Origin of the sequence: Catalinimonas locisalis, assembly GCF_038039535.1 — a bacterium.
Lineage (GTDB): Bacteria > Bacteroidota > Bacteroidia > Cytophagales > Cyclobacteriaceae > Catalinimonas.
This window is the reverse complement of record NZ_JBBPHP010000052.1, coordinates 1-22,513: the sequence shown is the minus strand read 5'-3', so window position 1 is coordinate 22,513 and position 22,513 is coordinate 1. Positions and strand designations below refer to the sequence as shown.

General features: G+C 39.6%; 27 protein-coding genes and 2 pseudogenes. 16 read left to right on the top strand and 13 right to left on the bottom strand.

Annotated elements, in window-relative coordinates; all coding sequences use genetic code 11:
- The first annotated feature begins 340 nt into the window (after positions 1–340).
- From WJR50_RS30530 to WJR50_RS30485, 10 genes are all read left to right on the top strand, one after another.
- Complete coding sequence (locus WJR50_RS30530; protein WP_341297126.1) at positions 341–664, top strand: ArsR/SmtB family transcription factor; 324 nt, start codon at positions 341–343, stop codon at positions 662–664.
- 4 nt (positions 665–668) lie between these two features.
- Positions 669–1,139: an SRPBCC domain-containing protein gene (locus WJR50_RS30525; protein ID WP_341297125.1), complete on the top strand. Its 471-nt coding sequence runs from the start codon at positions 669–671 to the stop codon at positions 1,137–1,139.
- A 5-nt stretch (positions 1,140–1,144) separates the two neighbouring features.
- Positions 1,145–1,327, top strand: a complete 183-nt coding sequence (locus WJR50_RS30520; protein ID WP_341297124.1) for a hypothetical protein — start codon at positions 1,145–1,147, stop codon at positions 1,325–1,327.
- A 158-nt stretch (positions 1,328–1,485) separates the two neighbouring features.
- Positions 1,486–1,905, top strand: coding sequence for a VOC family protein (locus WJR50_RS30515; protein ID WP_341297123.1), 420 nt, complete (start codon positions 1,486–1,488; stop codon positions 1,903–1,905).
- A 1-nt stretch (position 1,906) separates the two neighbouring features.
- A complete protein-coding gene (locus WJR50_RS30510; protein ID WP_341297122.1) occupies positions 1,907–2,833 on the top strand; it encodes an alpha/beta fold hydrolase in 927 nt (308 codons plus the stop codon).
- Between the two features lie 48 nt (positions 2,834–2,881).
- Positions 2,882–3,253 (top strand): YdeI/OmpD-associated family protein, encoded by a 372-nt coding sequence (locus WJR50_RS30505; protein WP_341297121.1) that lies wholly within the window; start codon positions 2,882–2,884, stop codon positions 3,251–3,253.
- Positions 3,241–3,819, top strand: a complete 579-nt coding sequence (locus WJR50_RS30500; RefSeq protein ID WP_341297120.1) for a YdeI/OmpD-associated family protein — start codon at positions 3,241–3,243, stop codon at positions 3,817–3,819. The genes WJR50_RS30505 and WJR50_RS30500 overlap by 13 nt, the downstream gene beginning before the upstream one ends.
- Before the next feature lie 166 nt (positions 3,820–3,985).
- Positions 3,986–5,035 carry a bifunctional transcriptional activator/DNA repair enzyme AdaA gene (locus WJR50_RS30495; protein ID WP_341297119.1) on the top strand — a complete coding sequence of 350 codons (1,050 nt, stop codon included), beginning with the start codon at positions 3,986–3,988 and terminating at the stop codon, positions 5,033–5,035.
- A gap of 147 nt (positions 5,036–5,182) precedes the next feature.
- Positions 5,183–5,536: a DoxX family protein gene (locus WJR50_RS30490; RefSeq protein WP_341297118.1), complete on the top strand. Its 354-nt coding sequence runs from the start codon at positions 5,183–5,185 to the stop codon at positions 5,534–5,536.
- A 63-nt stretch (positions 5,537–5,599) separates the two neighbouring features.
- Positions 5,600–6,667, top strand: coding sequence for a S66 family peptidase (locus WJR50_RS30485; RefSeq protein WP_341297117.1), 1,068 nt, complete (start codon positions 5,600–5,602; stop codon positions 6,665–6,667).
- Positions 6,668–7,053: 386 nt separating this feature from the next.
- Here the strand turns inward: WJR50_RS30485 and WJR50_RS30480 are convergent, their stop codons facing one another.
- The 5 genes and pseudogenes from WJR50_RS30480 to WJR50_RS30460 form a co-directional block, all read right to left on the bottom strand.
- Entirely contained in the window at positions 7,054–7,221 is a 168-nt protein-coding gene (locus WJR50_RS30480) for a hypothetical protein (protein WP_341297116.1), read from the bottom strand.
- A 135-nt stretch (positions 7,222–7,356) separates the two neighbouring features.
- Positions 7,357–7,569: pseudogene (locus WJR50_RS30475) on the bottom strand (IS66 family transposase); the annotation flags it as partial.
- Between the two features lie 84 nt (positions 7,570–7,653).
- Positions 7,654–8,004, bottom strand: a complete 351-nt coding sequence (locus WJR50_RS30470) for a transposase (RefSeq protein WP_445223504.1) — start codon at positions 8,002–8,004, stop codon at positions 7,654–7,656.
- A 65-nt stretch (positions 8,005–8,069) separates the two neighbouring features.
- A complete protein-coding gene (locus WJR50_RS30465) occupies positions 8,070–9,200 on the bottom strand; it encodes an ISL3 family transposase (protein WP_341297115.1) in 1,131 nt (376 codons plus the stop codon).
- Between the two features lie 192 nt (positions 9,201–9,392).
- Entirely contained in the window at positions 9,393–10,019 is a 627-nt protein-coding gene (locus WJR50_RS30460; protein WP_341297114.1) for a recombinase family protein, read from the bottom strand.
- Between the two features lie 546 nt (positions 10,020–10,565).
- On the opposite strand from WJR50_RS30460, the gene WJR50_RS30455 reads away from it, so the two are divergent.
- The 5 genes from WJR50_RS30455 to WJR50_RS30435 all read left to right on the top strand — a co-directional run bounded on the left by WJR50_RS30455 (position 10,566) and on the right by WJR50_RS30435 (position 14,891).
- Positions 10,566–11,045: a hypothetical protein gene (locus tag WJR50_RS30455; protein WP_341297113.1), complete on the top strand. Its 480-nt coding sequence runs from the start codon at positions 10,566–10,568 to the stop codon at positions 11,043–11,045.
- An 855-nt stretch (positions 11,046–11,900) separates the two neighbouring features.
- Positions 11,901–12,185: a DUF8507 family protein gene (locus WJR50_RS30450; protein WP_341297112.1), complete on the top strand. Its 285-nt coding sequence runs from the start codon at positions 11,901–11,903 to the stop codon at positions 12,183–12,185.
- Positions 12,169–12,579: a putative toxin-antitoxin system toxin component, PIN family gene (locus WJR50_RS30445; protein WP_341297111.1), complete on the top strand. Its 411-nt coding sequence runs from the start codon at positions 12,169–12,171 to the stop codon at positions 12,577–12,579. The genes WJR50_RS30450 and WJR50_RS30445 overlap by 17 nt, the downstream gene beginning before the upstream one ends.
- Positions 12,580–13,334: 755 nt before the next feature.
- Positions 13,335–13,799 carry a flavodoxin family protein gene (locus WJR50_RS30440; RefSeq protein ID WP_341297110.1) on the top strand — a complete coding sequence of 155 codons (465 nt, stop codon included), beginning with the start codon at positions 13,335–13,337 and terminating at the stop codon, positions 13,797–13,799.
- Between the two features lie 264 nt (positions 13,800–14,063).
- Positions 14,064–14,891 (top strand): SDR family NAD(P)-dependent oxidoreductase, encoded by an 828-nt coding sequence (locus tag WJR50_RS30435; RefSeq protein ID WP_341297109.1) that lies wholly within the window; start codon positions 14,064–14,066, stop codon positions 14,889–14,891.
- Between the two features lie 78 nt (positions 14,892–14,969).
- Here WJR50_RS30435 and WJR50_RS30430 read toward each other — a convergent pair whose 3' ends face one another.
- From WJR50_RS30430 to WJR50_RS30420, 3 genes are read right to left on the bottom strand one after another with little or no spacing between them, the layout of a single operon-like run.
- Positions 14,970–15,653 carry a hypothetical protein gene (locus WJR50_RS30430; protein ID WP_341297108.1) on the bottom strand — a complete coding sequence of 228 codons (684 nt, stop codon included), beginning with the start codon at positions 15,651–15,653 and terminating at the stop codon, positions 14,970–14,972.
- A 7-nt stretch (positions 15,654–15,660) separates the two neighbouring features.
- The gene (locus WJR50_RS30425) at positions 15,661–16,041 is read right to left on the bottom strand and encodes a hypothetical protein (RefSeq protein WP_341297107.1); all 381 of its coding nucleotides are present in this window, start codon (positions 16,039–16,041) and stop codon (positions 15,661–15,663) included.
- The gene (locus tag WJR50_RS30420; protein WP_341297106.1) at positions 16,038–16,673 is read right to left on the bottom strand and encodes a hypothetical protein; all 636 of its coding nucleotides are present in this window, start codon (positions 16,671–16,673) and stop codon (positions 16,038–16,040) included. Before WJR50_RS30420 ends, WJR50_RS30425 begins: the two co-directional genes overlap by 4 nt.
- Before the next feature lie 704 nt (positions 16,674–17,377).
- On the opposite strand from WJR50_RS30420, the gene WJR50_RS30415 reads away from it, so the two are divergent.
- On the top strand, positions 17,378–18,493 hold the full coding sequence (locus WJR50_RS30415) for an ATP-binding protein (protein WP_341297105.1): 1,116 nt from the start codon (positions 17,378–17,380) through the stop codon (positions 18,491–18,493).
- A 150-nt stretch (positions 18,494–18,643) separates the two neighbouring features.
- On the opposite strand, the gene WJR50_RS30410 is transcribed toward WJR50_RS30415, so the two are convergent.
- The 5 genes and pseudogenes from WJR50_RS30410 to WJR50_RS30390 all read right to left on the bottom strand — a co-directional run.
- Positions 18,644–20,620: a protein-disulfide reductase DsbD family protein gene (locus WJR50_RS30410; RefSeq protein ID WP_341297104.1), complete on the bottom strand. Its 1,977-nt coding sequence runs from the start codon at positions 20,618–20,620 to the stop codon at positions 18,644–18,646.
- Between the two features lie 52 nt (positions 20,621–20,672).
- On the bottom strand, positions 20,673–21,257 hold the full coding sequence (locus WJR50_RS30405) for a TlpA family protein disulfide reductase (protein WP_341297103.1): 585 nt from the start codon (positions 21,255–21,257) through the stop codon (positions 20,673–20,675).
- A complete protein-coding gene (locus WJR50_RS30400) occupies positions 21,254–21,796 on the bottom strand; it encodes a TlpA family protein disulfide reductase (protein ID WP_341297102.1) in 543 nt (180 codons plus the stop codon). Before WJR50_RS30400 ends, WJR50_RS30405 begins: the two co-directional genes overlap by 4 nt.
- A gap of 40 nt (positions 21,797–21,836) precedes the next feature.
- Complete coding sequence (locus WJR50_RS30395; protein WP_341297101.1) at positions 21,837–22,286, bottom strand: DsrE family protein; 450 nt, start codon at positions 22,284–22,286, stop codon at positions 21,837–21,839.
- A pseudogene (locus tag WJR50_RS30390) lies at positions 22,283–22,513 on the bottom strand (DoxX family membrane protein); the annotation flags it as partial. The gene WJR50_RS30395 and the pseudogene WJR50_RS30390, both read right to left, overlap by 4 nt.

Here is a 22,513-nt window from a genome sequence, read left to right as displayed (position 1 = left end):
GCAGATGTGCTTAAAGCGATTGCTAATAGGTTAGATTTATCTGCGGATGCCCTGGGCTATGATGAGCAGGTACTAATTCAGGTTGAAGATTTACTCAAAAAGCTGTAAGTGATCAAGCAGAAGGAAGAAGAGATTAAAACCGTGGCACTTAGGTTCTTGGATTTAGCAGTTAGGGATTTTCAAGCTAGAAAAGCTTATGCTTCTTGAAAAAGAAATAGGCAACAGTTACAAATTGGCGCTATGGGTGTTTACTCCATCACATTTGACCTAATAATTTATCTCTACATTAATTTGTGCAATTAAATGGCTGCGTATATATTTGCAGTCAAATAACTGCATAATGAAATTAAGAAGAGACGTATTTCAAGCCATAGCCGACCCTACACGAAGGGCAATCATTTCATTAGTTGCACTCAGTGCTATGACACCCACGGCTATTGCAGAAAATTTTGATTATTCCAGACAAACCATTTCCAAGCACATTCAAATTCTTACCGAATGTGAAATCCTAGAGCAAGAGCAAAAAGGCAGGGAAATTTACTATCAGTTAAATCCCGATGGAATGAAAGAAATAGCTGAGTTTATTGAGCCATTCAGAAAACTGTGGGATGATAAATTCAACAAACTAGAGCAAGTCATGAAATCATACCAATCAAAAAAATAGATCAATGGAGAAAAAAACGAAAGTCAATGCCATAGATGGCAAACAAGAAATTTTAATTACACGAACATTTGACCTACCGGTGTATTTGCTATTCAAAGCCTACACTGAAGCAGAGTTGATTGAGCAGTGGATGGGCAACAAAGTATTAAAATTAGAGAACAAACCTCACGGCTGCTATCGATTTGAAACCAAAGACGAAAATGGAAACGTGGTATTTAGTGCCAACGGCACTATCCATGATGTTATAGAAAACCAAAGTATCACACGCACTTTTGAAATGGACAATGCAGGCTTTCCGGTTCAACTCGAGTTTCTGGACTTTGAAAGTGTTGATGAGTCTAAAAGTAACCTGATCATAAAGATGGTTTTCAGGTCAGTTGCAGACAGGGACAACATGCTAAAACTGCCCTTTGCCCAAGGCATCAATTTGGCACATAATCGATTACAGGAAATAGTATCTAAATTAATAAACTAACACCCATGACACCTAAAATAAAATACACACATAGCGGACGGGTAGTTAAAATCATTTATTGGATCACCACCGGCTTTCTCTCCCTGGGAATGTTGGCTGGAGGCGTACAACAACAGATACAAATTGGTGGATACAATGAAATAGTTTCCCAACTTGGTTACCCGCTATATTTATTGTCTATCCTTTGAACTTGGAAAATTTTAGGTATCACAGCCATTTCACACATTGTAGTCGGACAAGCATTTCTAAAGGTTTTGCCTTCATTAATATTATTAGCTGTAACAATATTATCATGATATTACGGGCCCACTCATAAAAAAATACAATTAATATAAAGAACTAAAATATGCAAAAGATAAAATTAAGGGGACTTGCAACTATTAGCTTGTATGCGGATAACCTGGAAGAAGCCAAAAAGTGGTATAGTGAAGTATTAGGAATGGAACCTTACTTCAATGTTCCCGGCTATATTGAATTCAGGCTTGGTGATTATCAGCACGAACTTGGCATTATTGACCGAAAGTACGCTCCACAAAATGCGTCAAATGAAGTAGGTGGAGCAATTGTTTATTGGCACGTTGACGAGCTTCAACAAACTTTGGATGCTTTAGTCTCGAGAGGTGCAAAACTATACGAGCCGATAACCGACAGAAGTGGTGGAAAAATGACTTTTGTAACAGCCTCTGTAATAGACCCTTTTGATAATATCCTTGGTATAATGTACAACCAACATTCTTTAGATATTCTAGTAAAAAATGTTAAGTAAAATGGAAAATATATACTTTAAACAGGTGAAGCACTTACTTTTATGCATTGTATTGGTAGCTATTGGGACAGCATGCAACAAGGCTGCCGGATCAGGTGAGAAAGATATCCATAAAGTCAAAACAGCTGAAGATCCTATTTCTTTTACAAATGGATATTCAGAAGTGAACGGTCTCAAAATGTATTATGAGATATATGGGGAGAACGAAGGCACACCACTTGTGCTCATCCATGGTGGAGGCTCAACGATACAGTCAAACTTCGGGAAAATTATTCCCTCACTAGCTAAAGACAGGAAAGTGGTCGCCATGGAACTTCAAGCCCATGGACGAACAGAGGATAGAAACACGGAAGTAACCTTTGAACAAGATGCGGATGACGTGGCATCACTTCTTAAAAACCTCCAAATTGACAAAGCTGACTTTTTTGGTTTTAGCAATGGTGGCACCACCACAATTCAAATAGCCATCAGACATCCTCAAATGGTGAATAAACTTATAATTGGATCTGCATTAGTCAAACGCCATGGAGTTCCAAACTGGTTTTGGGGATTTATGGAAAATGCCACGCTGGACAATATGCCACCACAGTTAAAAACAGCTTATCTTCAGGTGGCACAGGATTCAACAGGACTACAACGGATGCATGACAGGGATGCAAAACGAATGATAAATTTTAAGGACATACCCGATGAACAAATCGTATCCATCAAAGCACCAACTTTAATCATTATAGGCGATAAGGATATTATTACACCAGAACACGCCATTGAATTACACAGGCAAATGGCCAACTCACAATTAGCAATTATTCCGGGTGGACACGGAGAGTATATTGGAGAAATCACAACGATAAATGCTGACTTTAAAGAAAACGAACTTATTGTTCCAATGATTGAAAAATTTCTTAACCAAAAAGTGGAAGAATAAGACCGACACGCATTATTGAGAAGTATTGAATAATAAGAAACAATCTTAATGGAAATAAAGGACGATAAGCCAGCAGTGTACTTTAAGAAAAGGGCAGAATGGCGAAATTGGTTGAATGAAAACTGCGAAACAGTAAAGGCAGTTTGGTTAATTCTTCATAAAAAGAATAGTAAGAAAGAGTGTGTTGGCTTAATTGAAGCCACCGAAGAAGCCCTATGTTTTGGTTGGATTGATAGCTTATGCAAGAAAAGAGATGACGAAAGCTATTACTTAACATTTTCACCGAGAAACCCGAAAAGGAGCAATTGGAGTGCCCGCAATATAGAACGTGCCGAAAGCATGCTGCAACAGGGGCTTATGACAGATCGTGGGCTCAAATTAATAAAAGCAGCTAAAGATCAAGGGAAATGGAAAAAGTAGATAAATACATTAATAAAGCAAAACAATGGAAAGAAGAATCCAAACTATTAAGAGATATCTGTTTGGGTTGTGGACTTGAAGAAGGTTTCAAATGGATGCATCCATGCTATACATTTCAGGGCAAGAACATAGTTTTAATTCATGGCTTTAAAGACTATTGCGCTTTATTTTTTCATAAAGGTGCCTTACTTAATGACGCTGACAGCCTGTTGATTCAGCAAACAGAAAATGTGCAATCAGCTCGCCAGGTTAGATTTACCAGTGTACAGCAAATAGAAGATTTAAAACCCACTATTAAAGCCTATATTTTTGAAGCTATTGAAGTAGAAAAAGCAGGGTTGGAAGTTAAAATGAAGAAGACTTCCGAATATTATATGCCAACTGAACTTGAAGAAGCATTTGCATATAACCATGAACTTAAGGTTGCTTTCAAGAAATTAACTCCTGGTCGTCAAAGGGGATATTTACTTTATTTCTCTCAGCCAAAACAATCAAAAACCCGTAAAGCGAGAATAGTAAAGTCAATTCCAAAAATAATTAAATGTAAAGGATACAATGAACAGTGAAAATATTGTATACCAGATATTAACAAGGTAAAAAGAATATGTAATAAATCAGGATTTCACAATTAGATGCAAAATCTGTTAGAAAATCGCTAAAGAAAATGCTTGTTGATTTTTCGGTTGCAGCTAATAATCTCCCAGAATATTTTTACCGAAAAAATCAATACATATGGAACTGACATTCAATCAAATGTACAACGCAATCCTTGAGAAGGACTCACAATATGAAGGTGTTTTTTTCACTGCCGTAAAGACCACCGGCATATTTTGTCGACCAATTTGTTCTGCGAGAAAACCCAAACCAGAAAATGTAGAGTTCTTTAAAACCTCTAAGGAGTGCATATTAAAAGGTTATAGAGCATGCATGGTTTGTAAACCTTTAGAAAATCTAAATCAAACACCCGCTGACATAAAAAATATTTTGAATCTCCTTGAAGCAAATCCTCTAGGTAGAATTAAAGATTATGATTTAAAAAGAATGGGAGCCAGTCCAAGTCAAATTCGCAGATGGTTTTTAAATAATCATGGAATTACATTTCACTCTTATCAAAGAATGTTACGACTTAACACTGCCTTCAAAAAAATCCAAAAAGGTGCAAATGTCACAGAAGTTGCATTTGACAGTGGCTACGATTCTTTAAGTGGTTTTGGTAGCTCGTTTAAAAATATATTTGGCGCTGCACCAAATCATAGTAGAACACAACAAATCATTGATGTAAAACGCATTGAGAGTCCATTAGGTACAATGTATGCCTGCGCAACAGGTAAGGGTATTTGTTTATTAGAGTTTACCGATAGAAGAATGTTGGAAAATGAATTCAAAGACCTAACAAAAAAACTTAATGCAGTAATTGTTCAAGGAGAAAACCCACTTTTTGAATTATTGGAAAAGCAATTAAAAGAGTATTTTAATGGCAATAGAAAAGAGTTTACTGTACCCTTACATACACCTGGTTCCGCCTTTCAGCAATTGGTCTGGAATGCATTGAGAAAAATCCCTTATGGCACCACACAAACATATAAAGAACAATCCATGAATATTCAAAAGCCGAACGCCGTTAGAGCTGTTGCTAATGCAAACGGAATGAACAGGATATCTATTTTAATACCCTGTCATCGGGTAATCGGTACAGATGGTAGTATGACGGGGTATGGTGGAGGAATATGGAGAAAGAAAAGACTACTTGAAGTAGAAAAGGAATACGCAAGCATTAAATAATGATTTGTCTTTCAGCTTTTGGTTTAAAGATCAGTCAATAAGGGAATGAAACGACTATTTGTTTTAATACTTGCCACTTTAACCAGTAAATTAATTTTCAAATTTACAAAAGGAAACATCAACACTTGATTATTAGCCAGAATCGGTATGTTTGTTATGTTGCTTTTCACGGCTATGGGGTATTTCATGTTTACAGAAGGCGTGGTATTGATGATTTCAGACTTCATGCTGTTTAAGAAAGAGCTTATTTACATAACTGCTGTCATAGAAATACTAGCAGCTATTGGACTTCATATTTATAAACTCAGAAAAATTACCGCCTGGTTCCTGATTTTGTTCTTCATTATGATTTTACCGACGAACATAAATGCAGCCATTAACCAATTAGATTATCAAACAGCTACTTTTAACGGGCCAGGGCTAAATTATCTTTGGTTCAAAATACCGCTCCAATTATTATTTATTGTCTGGGTCTATTTCTCTACGATAAATGAAAATTGAAAACCATCCGATAGGTCAGGGTGAATATGGCAGCCAGTTAAAGAGAGTTCCATCCTTAAAAACATGAAATATCAAGAAATTAAACCTACTATGAATCTTATCAAACCAAAGTTATTAAGGCCGGGCGACACCATAGCGACCATTTCACTTTCTTGGGGTGGGGCAGGAGAACTTTTACACAGATATGAAATCGGTAAACGACAACTCCAGGAAACATTTGAACTGAATGTAGTGGAAACCAAGCATGCCTTGAGGTCAGCCGAATTTATTGCAAAAAATCCTCAGGCAAGAGCATATGATTTGATGGAAGCATTTTCAGACAAGTCTATCAAAGCAATCTTTTCCATCATTGGTGGCGATGACAGTCTGAGAACTTTGCCTTATACTGACACCGAGATGATTAAACAAAATCCTAAAATATTCTTAGGTTTTTCCGATGCAACAATAACCCATTTTGCCTGCTACAAGGCTGGACTGACTTCATTCTTTGGAACCTCAGTGTTGGTCGGTTTTGCTGAGAACGGAGGAATGCATCAGTATCAGATAGATGATATTAGACGAATGCTTTTTTCATCAGCCCCCATCAATCAGGTTTTACCGAACCAAGAGGGCTGGACTTCTGAATTTCTAGACTGGAATATGCCAGAACTGCAAAACCGAAAGAGAAGTTTGAACCCAAATAAGGGATGGAATTTTTTGCAAGGAAACAAAAAGGTGGAAGGGCGGCTGATCGGTGGCTGTGTTGAAGTGTTAGAATTATTAAAAGCAACCGACTATTGGTTGGATAGATCAGAGTGGACGAACAAAATTTTGTTTTTAGAAACATCCGAAGAAATGATATCTCCAAGCCATTTTAAAGGGATTTTAAGAAATTATGCAGCACAAGGTGTTTTTGAGAAAATCAACGGACTTATATTTGGCAGACCTTATGATAATAAATATGCAGATGCCTATAATGAAGTACTTTTACAAGTGGTGCGAGAGGAACAGGGTAATGACCAGCTTCCAATTGTAACAGAGATGGACTTTGGACATACCTGTCCCACATTCACCCTGCCTTACGGAGTGCTTGCGGAGATTGATTGTGTGCAAAAGACATTTAGTATACTGGAGAGCGGAGTGACAAACTGAAAACAAAAAACACCACTCCCAAAGGTTTTGTATCAGGTAGGTTAATGTGTGAAGGTTCAATAAATTCTCTATATTAATATATCTTGATTAAATCTCAGAAAATTATGAAATTAAATCCTCAACAGACTTTCCAAAGAGTTGGAATGATTCGGATACCTTGATCGCATCAATCAGTATGGCGAAGGGAAAATTTGATATTAAACTCCAAGAATTTATCATGGATTTGGAGAACTTTAAGAAGGGCAAAACTACTACCAACAAGTTATTCTATTAGAAAAACAAGCCAAAGAGTATAAATATTATATATAAGAAATTGGCAAAGTACATTCATCTCACTTATGTGAGTGATAATCAATCCCACCATATCCTACCTCTTTCTCTTTAGTTTACCTGCCCTGTAAAGCTACGTAAGGGGAATCACGATTAATGACAGCAAACATACGGCTGATGAGCTTATTTCTTACCGCATTGAGAGCCACCATATGATGCTTCTCTTGCTCAATTTTTCTATCATAAAACCGATGATACTCATTATCCTTTTTCAAAGTGTTCACAGCCCCTATGGTTAGTAAACCCTTGAGTCACCTGTTAGCAAAAGAAGGTACTCTGGTTCTGCCATGTATGCTTGTACCGGATTGATGCGGAAAAGGTTCCACCGTGGAGCGGCAGTTCCGTATCCATCCGTTAAACTACATGTTGTTTTTAAAGTTCTGGAGGTAAAGGTCTTTAATGTTCTTATGGTTGATAGCCATGATGTTTTCCAAGGTATACTTAAGCCACTGGTAAGGGTTTACCTCATGCTTTTTACAGATGGCAAAGAAGGTTTACATCATGGCGGCTCTTTGAGCAGCGTCGTGTGATCCAGCAAATAAGTAATTTTTCCTGCCCAGGGCTACGGTTCTTCTTCACTTTTGATGATATCAACCTGAGGCATAGTAATTGACCACTCTTTTGCGGAGTAATTCAAAGCCAGCGCGACCGTACATCTACCTTTTGATCAGTTTGAGTCGGTTTACTTGCCCTTCCACTTGACCATTACTCCAATGATAGGTAGCGGCAGCTTCCACGGCTGCATAATCACTTTCTAATCCTGTAGCGAAGTTTTTGAGTGCTGCTATGCCACTATCTTTTGCCTGCTGTATCCAATCCGGCAGTGCTTTGGCATCTTTTTTCTCAAAGATGGTATGAAAGCTTAGCGCCAATTTCCTTGCTCGTTTCGCTTGAGGACAAATCTCAAAGAAAAGATCCAGAAAGTTCAGCTCTTCCATATTTATATCTGGCTCTTTTTTACTGAGTAAGAATTGAACCTTCCTTGGTGCGCTGCACGCCGCATCCAATTCTTTACTTCCAGTTCTGGTAAAGGTAAGGCAGCAGCATCTTTGGGCATATTTTCAAAAAACCGCTAGACGCTACCAAGGCTTCCTTGATAGCCCTGTTTTTTTATCTCCCTCCATAGCTGCTTTATGTTCTTTTCACCATCTTGCCAGCGTTTATCCAGGTATTCTCTAAAAGGAAGTACTGTTGATTGCTGACTTTTCGGACGACTTTTAGCAGGATAATGCTCAAAATTTCTGTATCTGTTGACTGCATTCCTGCCAATCTTTAGCTGTCTGGCGATAGCTCTACTGGAATAACCTTGAGCTAAAAGCGATTTTACTTCTTGAAAGACCACAGCCCTATGGGCTGTTGGAGATGAAAGCGAAACAGCAGGACCAGTGACAGTATCAGGCGTAATATCTTTAATCTGTTGTTGTAGCTGCTTTAGAGCTAGTGCTTTAGCTGCCATTCTTAATTCAGCATGCTGTTTTTCCAGCATTCTTTTTAATGCATCACCCAGATTCTTGAGAAGGTGCCACCGATCAGCAATTTGTATAGCATCGGGGGCGCCTTCTTTAGCTCCTTCTGAATAACAATTAGCTCTGTCACGACTAATGATTTCTACCCCTGGATGAGTCTTTAGCCAAGTAGCAAGTGTTTCAGCTTCACGATCAGGAAGTAATTCAATAGGCTTCTGTTTTTCCAGATCTACTAAAATAGTACCATAAGATTGGCCTTTCTTCAATGACCAATCATCAACACCTAGTACCTTTGGAGTCACACAGGATATGGTTTCAGTAGCTTTCAGGATTCTGATCATTGTTGTATCACTCACAGGCATACCTAGCAAAGAAGCTAAATATGCCCCTGCTTGTCCTCCTAATTGATATCCAATTTCTTTAAGACGATATTCCATTCTTTTCGTACGTCTATAGTATGCAGGAATAGATTCTAATCGTTCACAAAAGATTTTTCTGATACAATGCTCATTCATACAGCGGAAGCGCTTTACATTTAAAATTATAGAAGTCTCCTTTAGAGATAATGGAAGATCGGCTATTTTTCTACAGTAATGGCTGTGAATATGTGATGAAGGAGTCTGGCAAAGAGGGCAGATTCCGCTGTTGATTGCCGTTTTTACCTTTAGCTCCAAAGAGTTCCCGTCAATAGTAGCCTCATCCAGTACCAACTTTTCTTCCCATGCAAGTATTGACATTAGATCCATATCCGGATAATGTCAACCCAGCTCCTAAAATTCCTGTTGCATCAAAAATGAAGAAGAACCTGTATTACCGAAATATCCATATCCAATAAGCATATGAAAAGATATCTTAAAGTTTAGTATTTCATTAAAGCTTGTATGTGATTTTCAGAATTACATTGCCGCTTGTTTTCAGAGCTATTTTGACTACTGGTTGATTTTCTTGATCTTGTTTTTCTTTATCCAGTTAGAAAGCGTGGCTTCTGTGACCTTGTATCGGTTAGCGATAAACTTTTGGGTAGAGCCATTGGATAATAAAGCCTCTATTTCAGGACGGTAGATATCCAGTTTACTTTTACCAGGCCCTTTGGGTCTGCCTAATTTTACACCGGCAAGTCTTTTAGCTTTGAGTGATTCACGGGTACGCTTACTGATCAGATCCCGCTCTATTTCAGAAGCCATAGAAAAAACCATCGCCATGACTTTACTCTGAATAGAATGATCCAATTGCCAGTTACCCTTGACGGTGTAAATCTTGATTCCTTTTTGCATGGCAATGGAGATGATCTCCATACATTCCAGCATGCTACGACCCAAGCGTGAAAATTCACTTAGCAGAATCACATCACCCTTATCAAGTTCTTCAATGAGCTGCCCAATCATTCTCTGTTTCCAGGAGATTTTACCGGAGACCTTCTCCTGCATAAATTCTACCCTTCCTAAATTCTTTTCATTGGCAAGGTGAAGGATATCGGCTTTGTTTTTTTCCAGATCCTGATCAATGGTGGAAACGCGAAGGTAAGCGACTGTTCTTTGAGTGATATTTTTGCTCATTTCTTATAAATTAGAAGAAAACTCAAAGATGGATATTTATTTATAATAATAAGCACTACAAAGTAAATGATTTTCATCAAATTATCATTACCGAAAAAAGGAAGGTTTATTTTATCATAATTTACCTCTCAATTGAAATTATTAAATTAATACTCGCCCATTCAGGGAGTAGGGGGAGAATAATTCGACATTAAGCGATTGTTGCACATTAAAGATGAAAGCACCTAAATTCACCAGGTTTTTCTACTCTATAGACCAACTCCATCAACTATTAACCTACCTATAATACCCCCTACATGTCATCGGAATCATTTTCCAGTTTTAAGCGTGTTCGGCTGGAAACAGAGGAACTGAGGGTTGAATAAATTGATAAAGTTGAGAGCCGCTAGAAAATATCGGAGCGCATGACGAAGTGCAGAACGTTTTTCACAGCGTTCGGAAGTAATACCAGCACACTGATCAATGTCATTGTTAAAAGTAAAAAATCAAAATAACTTAATGTTGTTTCGGCAGTGGGTACACTTGTAACTCCCAAAATTTATAGCTATGAAATCGTGTATATATATCTTTTTGATCGGATTAGTTTCTCTGAATTTCTCCTGTAGTACGGATGATGACGAAGAGCCCCTAACCAAAGATGGTCCGTTCCGGATCAGCGAACTGGCCGGAACCTGGAATGCCACTAAAGCCCAATTTAGTGTAAATACTGTCTCGGTAGACGTGGTCGCAAACGGGGGAAACGCCAGCATGTCCGTGCAATCTAATGGCCGCTTTACCTTGACACTGGATCCGGTAGACCGGAATGCTTATACAGTAAGTGGAGAACTGTTCTGGGAGGAGTGGCAGCAAACATTCTACTTAGCCATTGCCTGGGATGATGACCCTAATGATTGGGATACTTACGGTCATACTTTTGACGGGACCACCCTATCCTTAAATGGGGGCGCTGATTCTGGGGAATATGACTTTGACAATGACGGGGAGTTTGAAGCGTGCTCGATCCATTTTATCTTTGTTCGTACCTGAGAGTTTTGGAAGCACAAGTGAGGGTGACTATATATTTTCTGACAGCTTACTTAGCTTAACTACTAATGAACGAAGTTCTGAAGATATAGGCATTCCATTTTCAAGAAACCCCATGACCGCCGTTTACACTAACTAGAAGAAAAGGAGGGTTTATTTGATAATGATTCTCTCTTCAAAATGAAAAGTATTACCTTAGAGCTTTAGCTACTTTAGAATTCTGGATAGTGAGAAGTTAGGACCACATAAAACTTTTGCACTATGAAAACTGCTGTTCTTTTGAGGACCTGAGTGTATTGTATTCTAAATGCCATGTAGAATTGCCCCCTTTAGTTGAGGTGAATGTGTCCTGAATAAAGTAAAAATATATGGCTAAGAAACTCACCCTTATGGTGGACTTTTGGTCACTTGAATAGTATTTAGGTGCCCCGAAACATGAAAGACCCAGATGGTTAACTAACTTTCATCTCAAATTCGTCAGTAAAAATATCGTAGTTGATGCGTAAAAGATCCGTTAAGCTTCCGTAAAGATGATGTGGATAGCGTTCAAGTATCGTTTTTTATCGTAAAGTCCGCGTTAAGTAGCGTTACAGATGCGTTGTGGTAGCGTAACCAAAAGATGAGAAAGAGCCTGATAGATAGAGGTCGTATTTGCTTAATTTGGTACTAGATGGCCATTATATATCCCTAAAGTAAAGAATAAGTAGGAGGGAGGAGCTTAGCGTAGTACCTTTTCAAAACAGGACAAGTCAAGTTTTTAGAGTTAGCCAACTGTACCTGCTTGTCACTTAGTGACACTACAACATTAGTTTTTTCTTGCCCGTATCAATATATTGAAGGATCAAAGCATGATGTTTTATGACTAAGAGTAAAGAGATGAAAAGACAACAGGGTAAACCCGTACTGGCTGCCAATAAAATGACTCCCATGCAAATGGAAATACTGGATATGTTTGCTCATAAAAATTTGACTTCAAAAGAAGAAGAAGAAATCAAGGACTTACTTTCCAATTATTTTCTTGACAAAGCTCAAGAGGAGCTAGATGAACTAGCAGAAAAAGAAGAGTGGGATATGAAGGAAAAGTCAGCTCAATGGGGTAAAGAAAAATTGAGAACTCCTTATCATCGTGAAAGTCATTCTTGATACCAACGCACTGCTTCAAACTTTTCCTAGAAAATCGCTTAAGCACTGGATCTTTCAATATTTTGTAGAGAAAAGGTATGAACTGATTGTAACGACAGATATTCTGTTGGAATATCATGAAATCCTGATGAGGAAGACCAATGCATCCATTGCTGAAAATGTGGTCAATGGGATCATTAGGAGGAGCAATTGTAAAAGGGTAGAGCCCTCTTTTTTTTGGAATCTGATCATCAAAGATCCGGATGATAATAAGTTTACAGACGCTTATATAGCAGGTCAGGCAGATCTATTAATCAGCAATAACAGCTCAGACTTTAAGGTGTTGGAGAGCATAGACTTTCCGGTAATTAATTGGCTCACAGTTGCCCAGGTGAAAAAATCCATGTTTCCATAGGTATGCGGTATATTAAATACATGGTGGGTTGGAGTCATAGCAACCCTATAGATATTGCTCAATATTCCGTAGCAATTTGGCGCAATATTGAGCAACCAAGGACCAGCAATATTTCACAATTCCCCATCAAGGAGTGTATAACTCAATATATACTCGATCCCTATACTACTCATATTGACTTCAGTTTCAGAACTCTTAGCGTGAAAAAACACACGAATATGGGAGTTGCCTATGCATGTCAGTATCTCTCTTGCAATTAAAGTGATCCTAGAACTATGCTCATGTATAGGGATATATGCGTGAAGTTTGCGCGAATAAGTTCGCAAAGTCAGCGTACCCGAATGCAAAGCTAAACGTGGATGTGTACTAAATCAACATTACAGGAAAAAGGAGGTTTTATTTTATAATCATCTGCCAATCAAACTGACTTTTCAGCTGGATCGTATTTGTCAGAGCTCTAAATATCTTGTGTTAAAAAACTCATGATCACCATGTTCTTTTAGCACTATGAATAATGGACGGGGTTTGTGGAAAAAAATTGATAAACATGGAATGAATTATTTAGGAAAAGATGGGAGAGAGACATGGAAGGTTCCTGTTACTTTTAGTTGCTGCAAATAGTAGAAGACGAGTAATAGATGCACTTTCATGACAGGTATGTATTAAATCAGATGTTTAGTTGATTTATGTCATTGATAATATGGCATTGAAGTGGGAAATTTAAGGAGAGTAGAATAATCTTAAGTGAGAATCCAATGGAAATCCAGATTCTTTATGATTCATACTTTGGTAATACCAGGGAAATTGCTGAAGTGATCGGACAAACTTTATTCGGAGCAAAGGTTGAGGTACTTGATATTAAAACCTTGGACCCAAATCATTTCAGTACACCAGATCTTTTAATCGTGGGTTCTCCCACCCGAGGGTTTCGTCCATCCCCTGCAACACAGGAGTTTTTCAAGACACTCCCCGGTGATAAACTAAAAGGTATAATGGTAGCGGCTTTTGATACCAGAATGGCTTTACGAAGTATCAAGTCAGGAGTACTAAGATTTATCGTCAAAACAGGGGGCTATGCGGCTAAGACGATTGAAAAGAGCATGAAAAAAAAGGGTGGAGAGTCAATAATTGAGCCTGAAGGATTTTGTGTTACGGATAAGGAAGGGCCTCTACTGGAAGGAGAAAAGAAAAGAGCTGAAGCATGGGCAAAAAAGATTTAGGAAAAGATAAGGATAACTGTCTGAAGTAGCCTTAATATTAAAGCTAACTTATCTTGAGTAGTTGAGCGGGATAATCTTGCTATCCAACCCAATGGTAAAATATTGAGGATAAGTGATCAATAAGACTAAGAGAAAAAGATACTTGTAACCTTGTCGGTATTCAGTTTTCCCACATCTAAACAATGCTTAGGAACATTCCTAAAATGACGAGTATCAATAAAAATTTACTCAACAGATTACTGTCTGGTTCACAAAAAAGCTGTCATGAAGAAACTGGATGGAAAAATTGTTATCGTTACTGGAGCTGGCTCGGGGCTTGGTAGAACTATTGCCCAATATTGTGCGAAAAGGGGAGCTTTAGTGACGGTTGCAGATATCAACTTATCATCAGCAGATGAAACACTACATCAGATAAAAGAAGGTGGGGGAGAGGGGATAGTAATTCATGTTGATGTAGCAGATCCTAAGGCAGTAGATAAAATGATCAATAAAACCATGGATCAGTACGGCCGTATTGATTTCCTTTTCAACAATGCAGGAGCAGCACTGGGGGGAGAGTTTAAGGACATGACCTTGGAACATTGGCATAACATGATGGATGTTAATTTCTGGAGTATCATTTATGCCTGCATGAAGGTTTATCCGATAATGATCCAGCAAGGTAGCGGCCATATTGTCAATGTGAGCTCCTTTGCAGGCCTCATGCCAGGAGGGCTTATGTCAAGCTATAGTGCTTCCAAATATGCTGCGGTAGGGTTTACTTTGAATCTGCGATCAGAAGCCAGGCAATATGGAATAAAAGTTATTGCGCTTTGCCCGGGTTACCTGGAAACGCCCATGCATAAATCTGCACAGATTGTTACGGATTACTACAAAAAACATGATGAGAGTTACTTACGCAAAAAACATAATTATCCTACTCCCGAAGCATGCATTGATTATATGATGCGCAGAGTTTTGAGAAATAAGTGCATCATTGTATCTCCTCGCAAGCAAATTCCTATCTGGTGGTTGAATCGTCTTTTTCCCTCCCTGCTGCCGTGGATATGGTTCAGAGTAATTCAGAGGATAAAGAAAAAGAATATGAAATAGAGGTGGGGAGAAATAAAGAATAGTAAGTGTAGATATTAAGTGTTTCTTAGCCAAAGCAGTTAGCACTTTAAAAGTTGATTATTGATACTCAATCATTTTTCCCTCATGAACCTCCTGGGTTTTATGGATATCATATCCGATACCGCATAGGATGCATAGAGAGATAGATAAGACCGCAAAGAAGAAGCTGAAAACGAATATTTCAGCATTTGTAACTCCAAGCCAGAGAACAGCCACTACATGACCTACCACTAAGAAGATAGCATTCAGCAATGTCGGTCCAAACAGCCAGGGCCATATTCGTGAACAAGCAAAAATAAAAGTGTTTGGCAATTTTTGCCGTAACAAGAGATACTTGCTGTGAATTCCTAAGGCACCCAGCCCTGCCAGAAGGCCAAGAGCAGGAGGGCCTCCACCACCTCCAAATAATAGCAATAAGATGCTTAGTATAACCAATACGACACCTCCTTTTCTTTTACGGATAAATCTCGCTGACCAAACAATCATCAACAGCGAAACGATCAGACATACAATTCCTGTAATGAGGAAGTTAGGAATAACCGTCATACCGGGATCTCCTCCAAGGTGTTCGGCTATTGGCCCTTCCGCCCAGGATGCTATGAACAAACCATCGGGAGAGACATTGCCCTGAAGTACTTCTCCAATCCCATGCGTCATGCCTCCTAAGGCGCTGAGAGTGCCAAAGCCAGAGCCAATGGCAGCCGCGGCATGGTTGTAGCTTGAATCGTTAAAACTATTCATCTTTACGTCAAAGGTAGATTACTATAAGAATCACCAGGTTAATCAGTAGTGCATAGGCCCCTTGTTCAGCCAGGTTTTTCAATTTACCATTCCAGAACAGCAAAAAGATAAAGGAGGAAAAAAGCAGACCAATGATAGTGATGTTGGTCCACCAAACTTTTCCCCACCACAAGCTAAAGCCAGAAATAACCAGTACTATAGCGCCTATGATGCAAAAAACACCTGCCTGTAGTCTGTTCATTTTTTCGGATTGAATCCGGGATAAAAACCAGGACCGGTCAGGCCACTGCAATCCGGGCTTGAGTTCAAAATATCTTTGACTTTGCCCGAAATACAGCAGATGTACCAGTCCGTGTAGGATAATGAAAATGGCTCCTACAGTTTTCATAGCTTTGGAGTATTGGATTCAATAGCTACTTTCAGCGATTCCAGTTCTTCCACCAAGTGATCGTACCATTCATTTTCCTCCTCTCCCCATATGATCATGTCAATCATAAATTTAGTGAAGAAGTTGTGCATTTCTAACACCAGGGTCTGGCTAAGATTTGTACCCCCATTTTGGTCTTTCATATCAAAATATACATAGGCATTGCAGCTTCCCGTTTGTTTCCACTCATCATCCTCTAATTCATAGATCAGGCTGGGCGTGGAGGCATAGAATATCATCTTTTCAGGGATCACTTCTTTCACCAGGTAGCGATTTCGTACCCCTTCGGTTTCCTGATATTCTTCGGAAATGAAGATGGCCCCCTCAGTAAGGCCATCCCCGTTAAGGATTTCAAACTTGTCATGGGCATCAGCCAGCGAAAGATTATAATCTGCCATTTGATAAGTGATGAAATCAAAAACTTCCTTTGGAGAGCGATCTATGTGTACGCTATGCGTCATCAAATAGCCGTTGGGTAAGCTACGAGGATTATCCTTATCGTAGGAACGAAGGCTTATAAGCTTCATTACAGCCAATACTATGACAAGAAAGCCTACTATGCCAATAGCGAGCTTTATGAGATTAGGTTTCATGGCTCAACAAATACCTGATACAATACTAAAAATGTAGAATTAAGGAAAAAATAAAAATGACTTAAGTCATTCAGTATCAAGTTGGATAATATTAAATCAAGCTAAGGAAACTCATGGCGTGTTTTGTCTTTATAAGAAGTGCGAAAAAGGGACCTTTTTAGGAAAGACAAGACAAAGAGGTACTATTGGATCTACATTGGGTAGAAGGAGCAACTTTTATAGAACCTATCAACTACAGCCTATCACAGATATTCGTCTTAACACCAAAATAAACACGAAAGGAATAGTCAGTAATCCTGATTATTTTTACTGCTGGCAGCATTAGCTACCTGCGTACTGCTGCTCGCCTCCGTTAATTTTGTTTTACTTTCCATAAGCCGGACCAGGCGTCGGGCCATACATGTTAGCCTACTGCCCTAGTAATCATGCCACGAAGCCTTAAAAAATATCAAACAACCATAGAACTAAACCATGTTTTTGCTTAGTACTTATTGCGTGAATTTCCTTGGTTAAATAATTAGTGTTCTTCCGTTAGAAGAAATAGTCTATATTGATGTGTTTTTTTGTATCAGCTTTACATGCACTACTTGAACCTTCAGTTGGGCTATATTGTCAGATAAAGCTCTAAAATGAACTTTACCCCATAAAACCTGGTAGTTGCTCATGATACTATTTCATTTGATCAAACTTTTACCGAAATCGCAATGAGACTGACTGATTTTATTCAGGAAAATAAAGAAGAAATCGCCTATGAGTGGGTGCTCTTCGCACAGGATAACATCCAGGCAACCCAGGACATGGAGCGGGACTCAATACTTGACCACATTATGCAAATGCTGGACCGTATCGTTAATGATATGGAGAGTCCCCAGAATAAGGCTGAGCAAAAAGAAAAGTCACGGGGAAACAAGCCTGCCCATGCCATTGACGACTTGGCGGCCGTACTGCATGGGGCACAGAGGGTAGAAGCCGGCTTTGACATCGTAGAACTCAGCTCTGAATTTCGTGCCCTGCGGGCCAGCGTCCTCCGTCTCTGGGAAGAAAAAATGGGGCACGATACCGGGCAGGTCAACTTCCAGGATATGATCCGCTTCAACGAAGCCATAGATGAGGCATGGATGCACTCCATGGCACGTTTTCATACCAAGATAGACGAAAGTAAAAACTGGTTCCTAGGTATCCTGGGGCACGACCTGCGCAATCCACTGGCAGCAGTGAAGGGGGTCAACCAGATTCTTAGTGAATCGCCCGAACTTACCGAGCGTGATCAGGCCTTGCTGCAGCGCAGCGATACCAGTATCAAACGCATGGAAGAGCTGATCAACAATTTGCTGGAGCTGACTAACCTTCGGCTGGGAGGTGGCTTGTCTATCAAAAAAACTCCTGCTGAACTAAGCAAGCAGTGTGAGCAGATTGTACAGGAATTCCAGATTGCTTATCCCAAATCTGAAATCAATTTGGAATCTTTAGGTCCGGTAGCTGGGAACTGGGACTTGTTGCGCATCAACCAGGTGATTACTAACCTGGTGGCCAATGCCCTGCGTTACGGTAAGCAGGGTGGGCCAGTAAGCGTGAAGGTATTCTCAGATAACGGCCATGCCTGTTTTTCTGTACATAACCTGGGTAACCCGATACAGGAGGAGAAGCGTCGGATGATTTTCACCGGTCTGTACACCGAGAGTGAAGGCAGAGCTTGTGAAAGTAGCTATGGGATCGGCCTTTACGTCGTCAATGAGATTATCAAAGCCCATGAGGGAGACCTTCAACTGGAGAGCAATCAGGAAAAAGGTACGACTTTTACCATAACTCTGCCCCGCTAATGGGGTAGAGCTATGGTTTTTGGTGTTGGCAGGCCAGAGGCAATTTAATTATTGCCCCGCCGAATATGTATGAGAAAGAGGCCTTTTCCGCACAGGACAAATCATCACAATTTTCTCCCTTTATCTATATCAACCCTAAAATTACCTGACTCATAGGTTTTTATTTTCTTTAAACCGCTCAATACCCTTATCCAGAAATTCAATAAATGATTCCACATCCAGATTATAGGCATATGGAGCTGAGAGCAAATGCTCATTTTCACCTACCAAAGTATAATAGGGTTGTGCATTGGCGTTGAGCTTTTGAATCATAAAGTCCATATTTTGCCTCCCAATTGATTTTTTCGGCTTACCATCATAAGCTGAGATATACCATTCCTTCTCAGGCAATGTTGTTTTATCATCCACATATAGTGCGACTACTACATAATCTTCTTTAAGGCGTTTTAGCACACCAGGGTCACTCCAGACACGAGCTTCCATCTCCCTGCAGTTTACACATCCATGTCCTGTAAAGTCAATAAACAGGGGCTTATTCTCCATTTCGGCACAGGCTAGTGCCTGCTCATAATCAAAAAAGCCATGCAGGCCGTGAGGAAGTTCAAACAAATCATCATATTTTGGAGAACCACATGATTTGTTACCAGTCTGTTCCGATACTTCGTCTTTACCAGAATAAGATTTCAAGGAGAAGCTTTGGGTGGTCATGGGAGGCAAATATCCGGCCAATGGTTTTAAAGGTGCTCCTACAAGTCCGGGTATAAGGTAAATAACAAAAGCAAACATCAGCATAGCCGTCATTAGCCTACCTACAGAAAGGGGCTGGTTTTTCTGATCTCCAGCTAAGTGAATTTTACCCAGTAAATAGAAACCTGCCAACGAGAATATACTGATCCATAGTACCAGAAACACGTCTCGGCTGAGCCACTCGAGGTGGTACACCTGATCAATGATGCTGAGGAACTTTAAGGCAAGGGCCAACTCTAAAAAACCTAAAATAACCTTTACTGTATTGAGCCACCCACCGCTTTTTGGCATAGATCTGAGCCAACCGGGAAAAACCGCAAAAAGTGTAAAAGGGATAGCAAAAGACAATGAAAATCCGAGCATTCCTACAAAAGGCATTAAGGTTTCCCCACTAGCTGCCTGCAATAAAATAGTGCCGGCAATAGGACCGGTACAGCTAAACCCTACTAATACAAGTGTCATTGCCATAAAAAAGATGCCTGTCAAGCCTCCTTTGTCAGCCTTGCGATCAAAAGAATTGATGAGTGTACTCGGCAAAGTAATCTCAAAAAGCCCAAAAAATGAGAGAGAAAATATGAAAAATACCGCAAAGAATATGAGATTGGGTATCCAATGTGTACTCAGAAAATTTGCAAACTCAGCTCCGAATAAAAAAGAGAAAAGTGTCCCCACAAACGCGTAAATCACCACAATGGATACACCGTAAATCAAAGCATTTACGATAGCTTTAGTTCTGCTGGCAGTTGATTTAGTAAAGTAGGTAACCGTCATGGGTATCATCGGAAATACGCAAGGCGTGAGCAAGGCCAACAATCCGGCTCCAAAGGATATTAGGAAAAAACCCCATAGAGAATTATTACTTTCATTTGGTTCATAAGGGTTATCAAAGGGTTGTATTTTAACTGTTTCCATGCTCCCTTCCTTTTGGTTTAGAAGCATTTCATTATTAAATGAGTTAGACTGATACTTTACCTCTTGAGGATAGTTGAGACTTGTTTCAAATGGAATGCACTGCCCGGTTACATCAGAGCAAATCTGGTAAGTGGCCCTGGCTTTTATCCGAAGTGGCAAATCCTTTACCTTAATCTGCTGTTCAAATACGGCTTTTTTAGTGAAGTACGTGTATTTGCCTTCCCACAAGCTATCATATTTTTCTTTTTCTCCTATTGGTTTTAATCCACCAATAAGCTCATAACTGCTGTTTTTTTCAAAAAGTACCTCAGTAACCATAGGCCCAAGCTCAGGGTCAAAATCACTGGAGTACATATACCAATCTTTGGGGACTGAGGCCTCTATTATAATGGTTGCCTCTTGTCCTGTCTCAAGACTGTCTGATATACTCAGGATCCATTCAGGATCTTCCCGAACCTGGGCGTTCATTATTTGGGAAGATATCAGGAAGATCAATATGAAAAACAATCTAATCAAGTTCTTAGCTCTGCTCATTACTTAATTGCTTTAAAAGTTCTTTCATTTTTTCATTATTGTAGTCAGCCATGCCCTGATGTGCTACCACTATCTCTCCATCTTTCTTTATGATATATGTTGTGGGTAACACCCTGCTTTGCAATACAGATGGAAGGGGGCTCTTCAGTCTGTAAATAGGAAAATCAAACCCCTTACGCTGAACAAAAGCAATGGCCTTGCTGAAATCTTCATCCCTGGAGATCATCAAAAAGGCTACCTCATCAGTATCTGTGTGTTCAAACAGTTTGTTGATACCAGGCATCTCTGCAATACAAGGAGGACACCAGGTAGCCCAAAAATTGATAAACAGGACTTTGCCCTGCAATTGACTTAGCGCTGTCCGTTCACCACTGGCGGATTCTAATATCATATCTCCGCTTAAAAATTCTATTTCAGAAGTATTGCGCTCCTGCACTTCAGGTTTGATTAATCCTGTTGCTAACACTCCTTGCTGAAGCTTTCCGATTACTTCTTTGTGCCATCCGGAGAAGTAAAGAATGGTGGTCACTCCGAGGATGACCACCCATTTATGTTTAATGATATTTATCATGATGCCACCTTTTCAACGGACTCTTTAAATTCTGTACTTGAAAAGTCTGCCATACCTGAATGCGTGATGACGATTTCACCATTACCGTTTATGATGTAGGTTATGGGGATTCCTCTTATATCAAACTGACTGGGGAGATTGGAGGCCGGACGATAATAAGGCATATTGAAGCCTTTATTCTCCATAAAATTTATAGATTTATTAAAGTCCCTGTCCAGCGCCACCAATACTAATTTCACTTCGTCTTTATTGATTTCATCGTAAAAAGTTTGAATGGTCGGCATCTCAGCGATGCAGGGAGGGCACCAGCTTGCCCAGAAGTTAAGCACCACGGTTTTTCCCTGGTAATCCTTCAAATTGATTTGCTGGCCATCCTTATCAACCAGGCTAAAGTCAAGGCCATAATTTGCAGAAGTTTCCACTTCTTTATTTTCCTGGAGTTGCTTATCCTGCTCCTCGTCTTTCAGTATGAAGGCAAAGGTTACTGAGCCCAGTACCAAAAGGACCATCGTAAGAAGCATATATTTTTTATTTGTCATCTTATTAAATTTTTACCGTTTAAAAATCATTTGCATGAGACTAAAGCTCAATGGTGTAGTAGCCGTTTTCCTGTAGCTCAAAAATCCTGATCAGACCATTGTTCACTACCTCAAATTGCTCAGGTAATAGCCCGGGTGAAATGTTGAACTTATTCATGGACATACCGCAGACAGAAAATCTTACATTTAGTTCCCCAGCTTGCTTTAGCATGTCCGGAATAGTCTCGTTCTCCTTATCAATCAGTTCGCTTACTACCTTACCACACACCACCACTTCAAAGGCTTCATAGTTTGACCCGGATTCTCTCATTTGAGAGGCTGTTTTTAATGCGGCTCCCATGTGCTCAGTATTCCTGACCAGTAAAGCATATTTTTTCTTGCCAGTATTTTCACCCTGCTCTGAGGTAGTTTGAGCGGATGCATTTAAGGTCAGCCCTAATATGAATAGTACCGCGATTATTACTTGAATTTTGTTTTTATATGATTTCATATTGATTTCTTTTTTGATTTAGAGGAATTGATTTTTATGTAGTTGTCCAGGCAATGACATAGCGAGCCATTGATTGCAAAAAAAGTAAGGCCTCCCAGTATGGCTATGTTTTTAAAAAGTGGGCCTGAGGTAGCCCATTGCCCTATTTGTACGGTAAAGGTGATGGGCAACAGGATCAGTATCAGTCCAATGGCCGCCAGCCGAGTTTGAAAACCTAACAGCAGGGC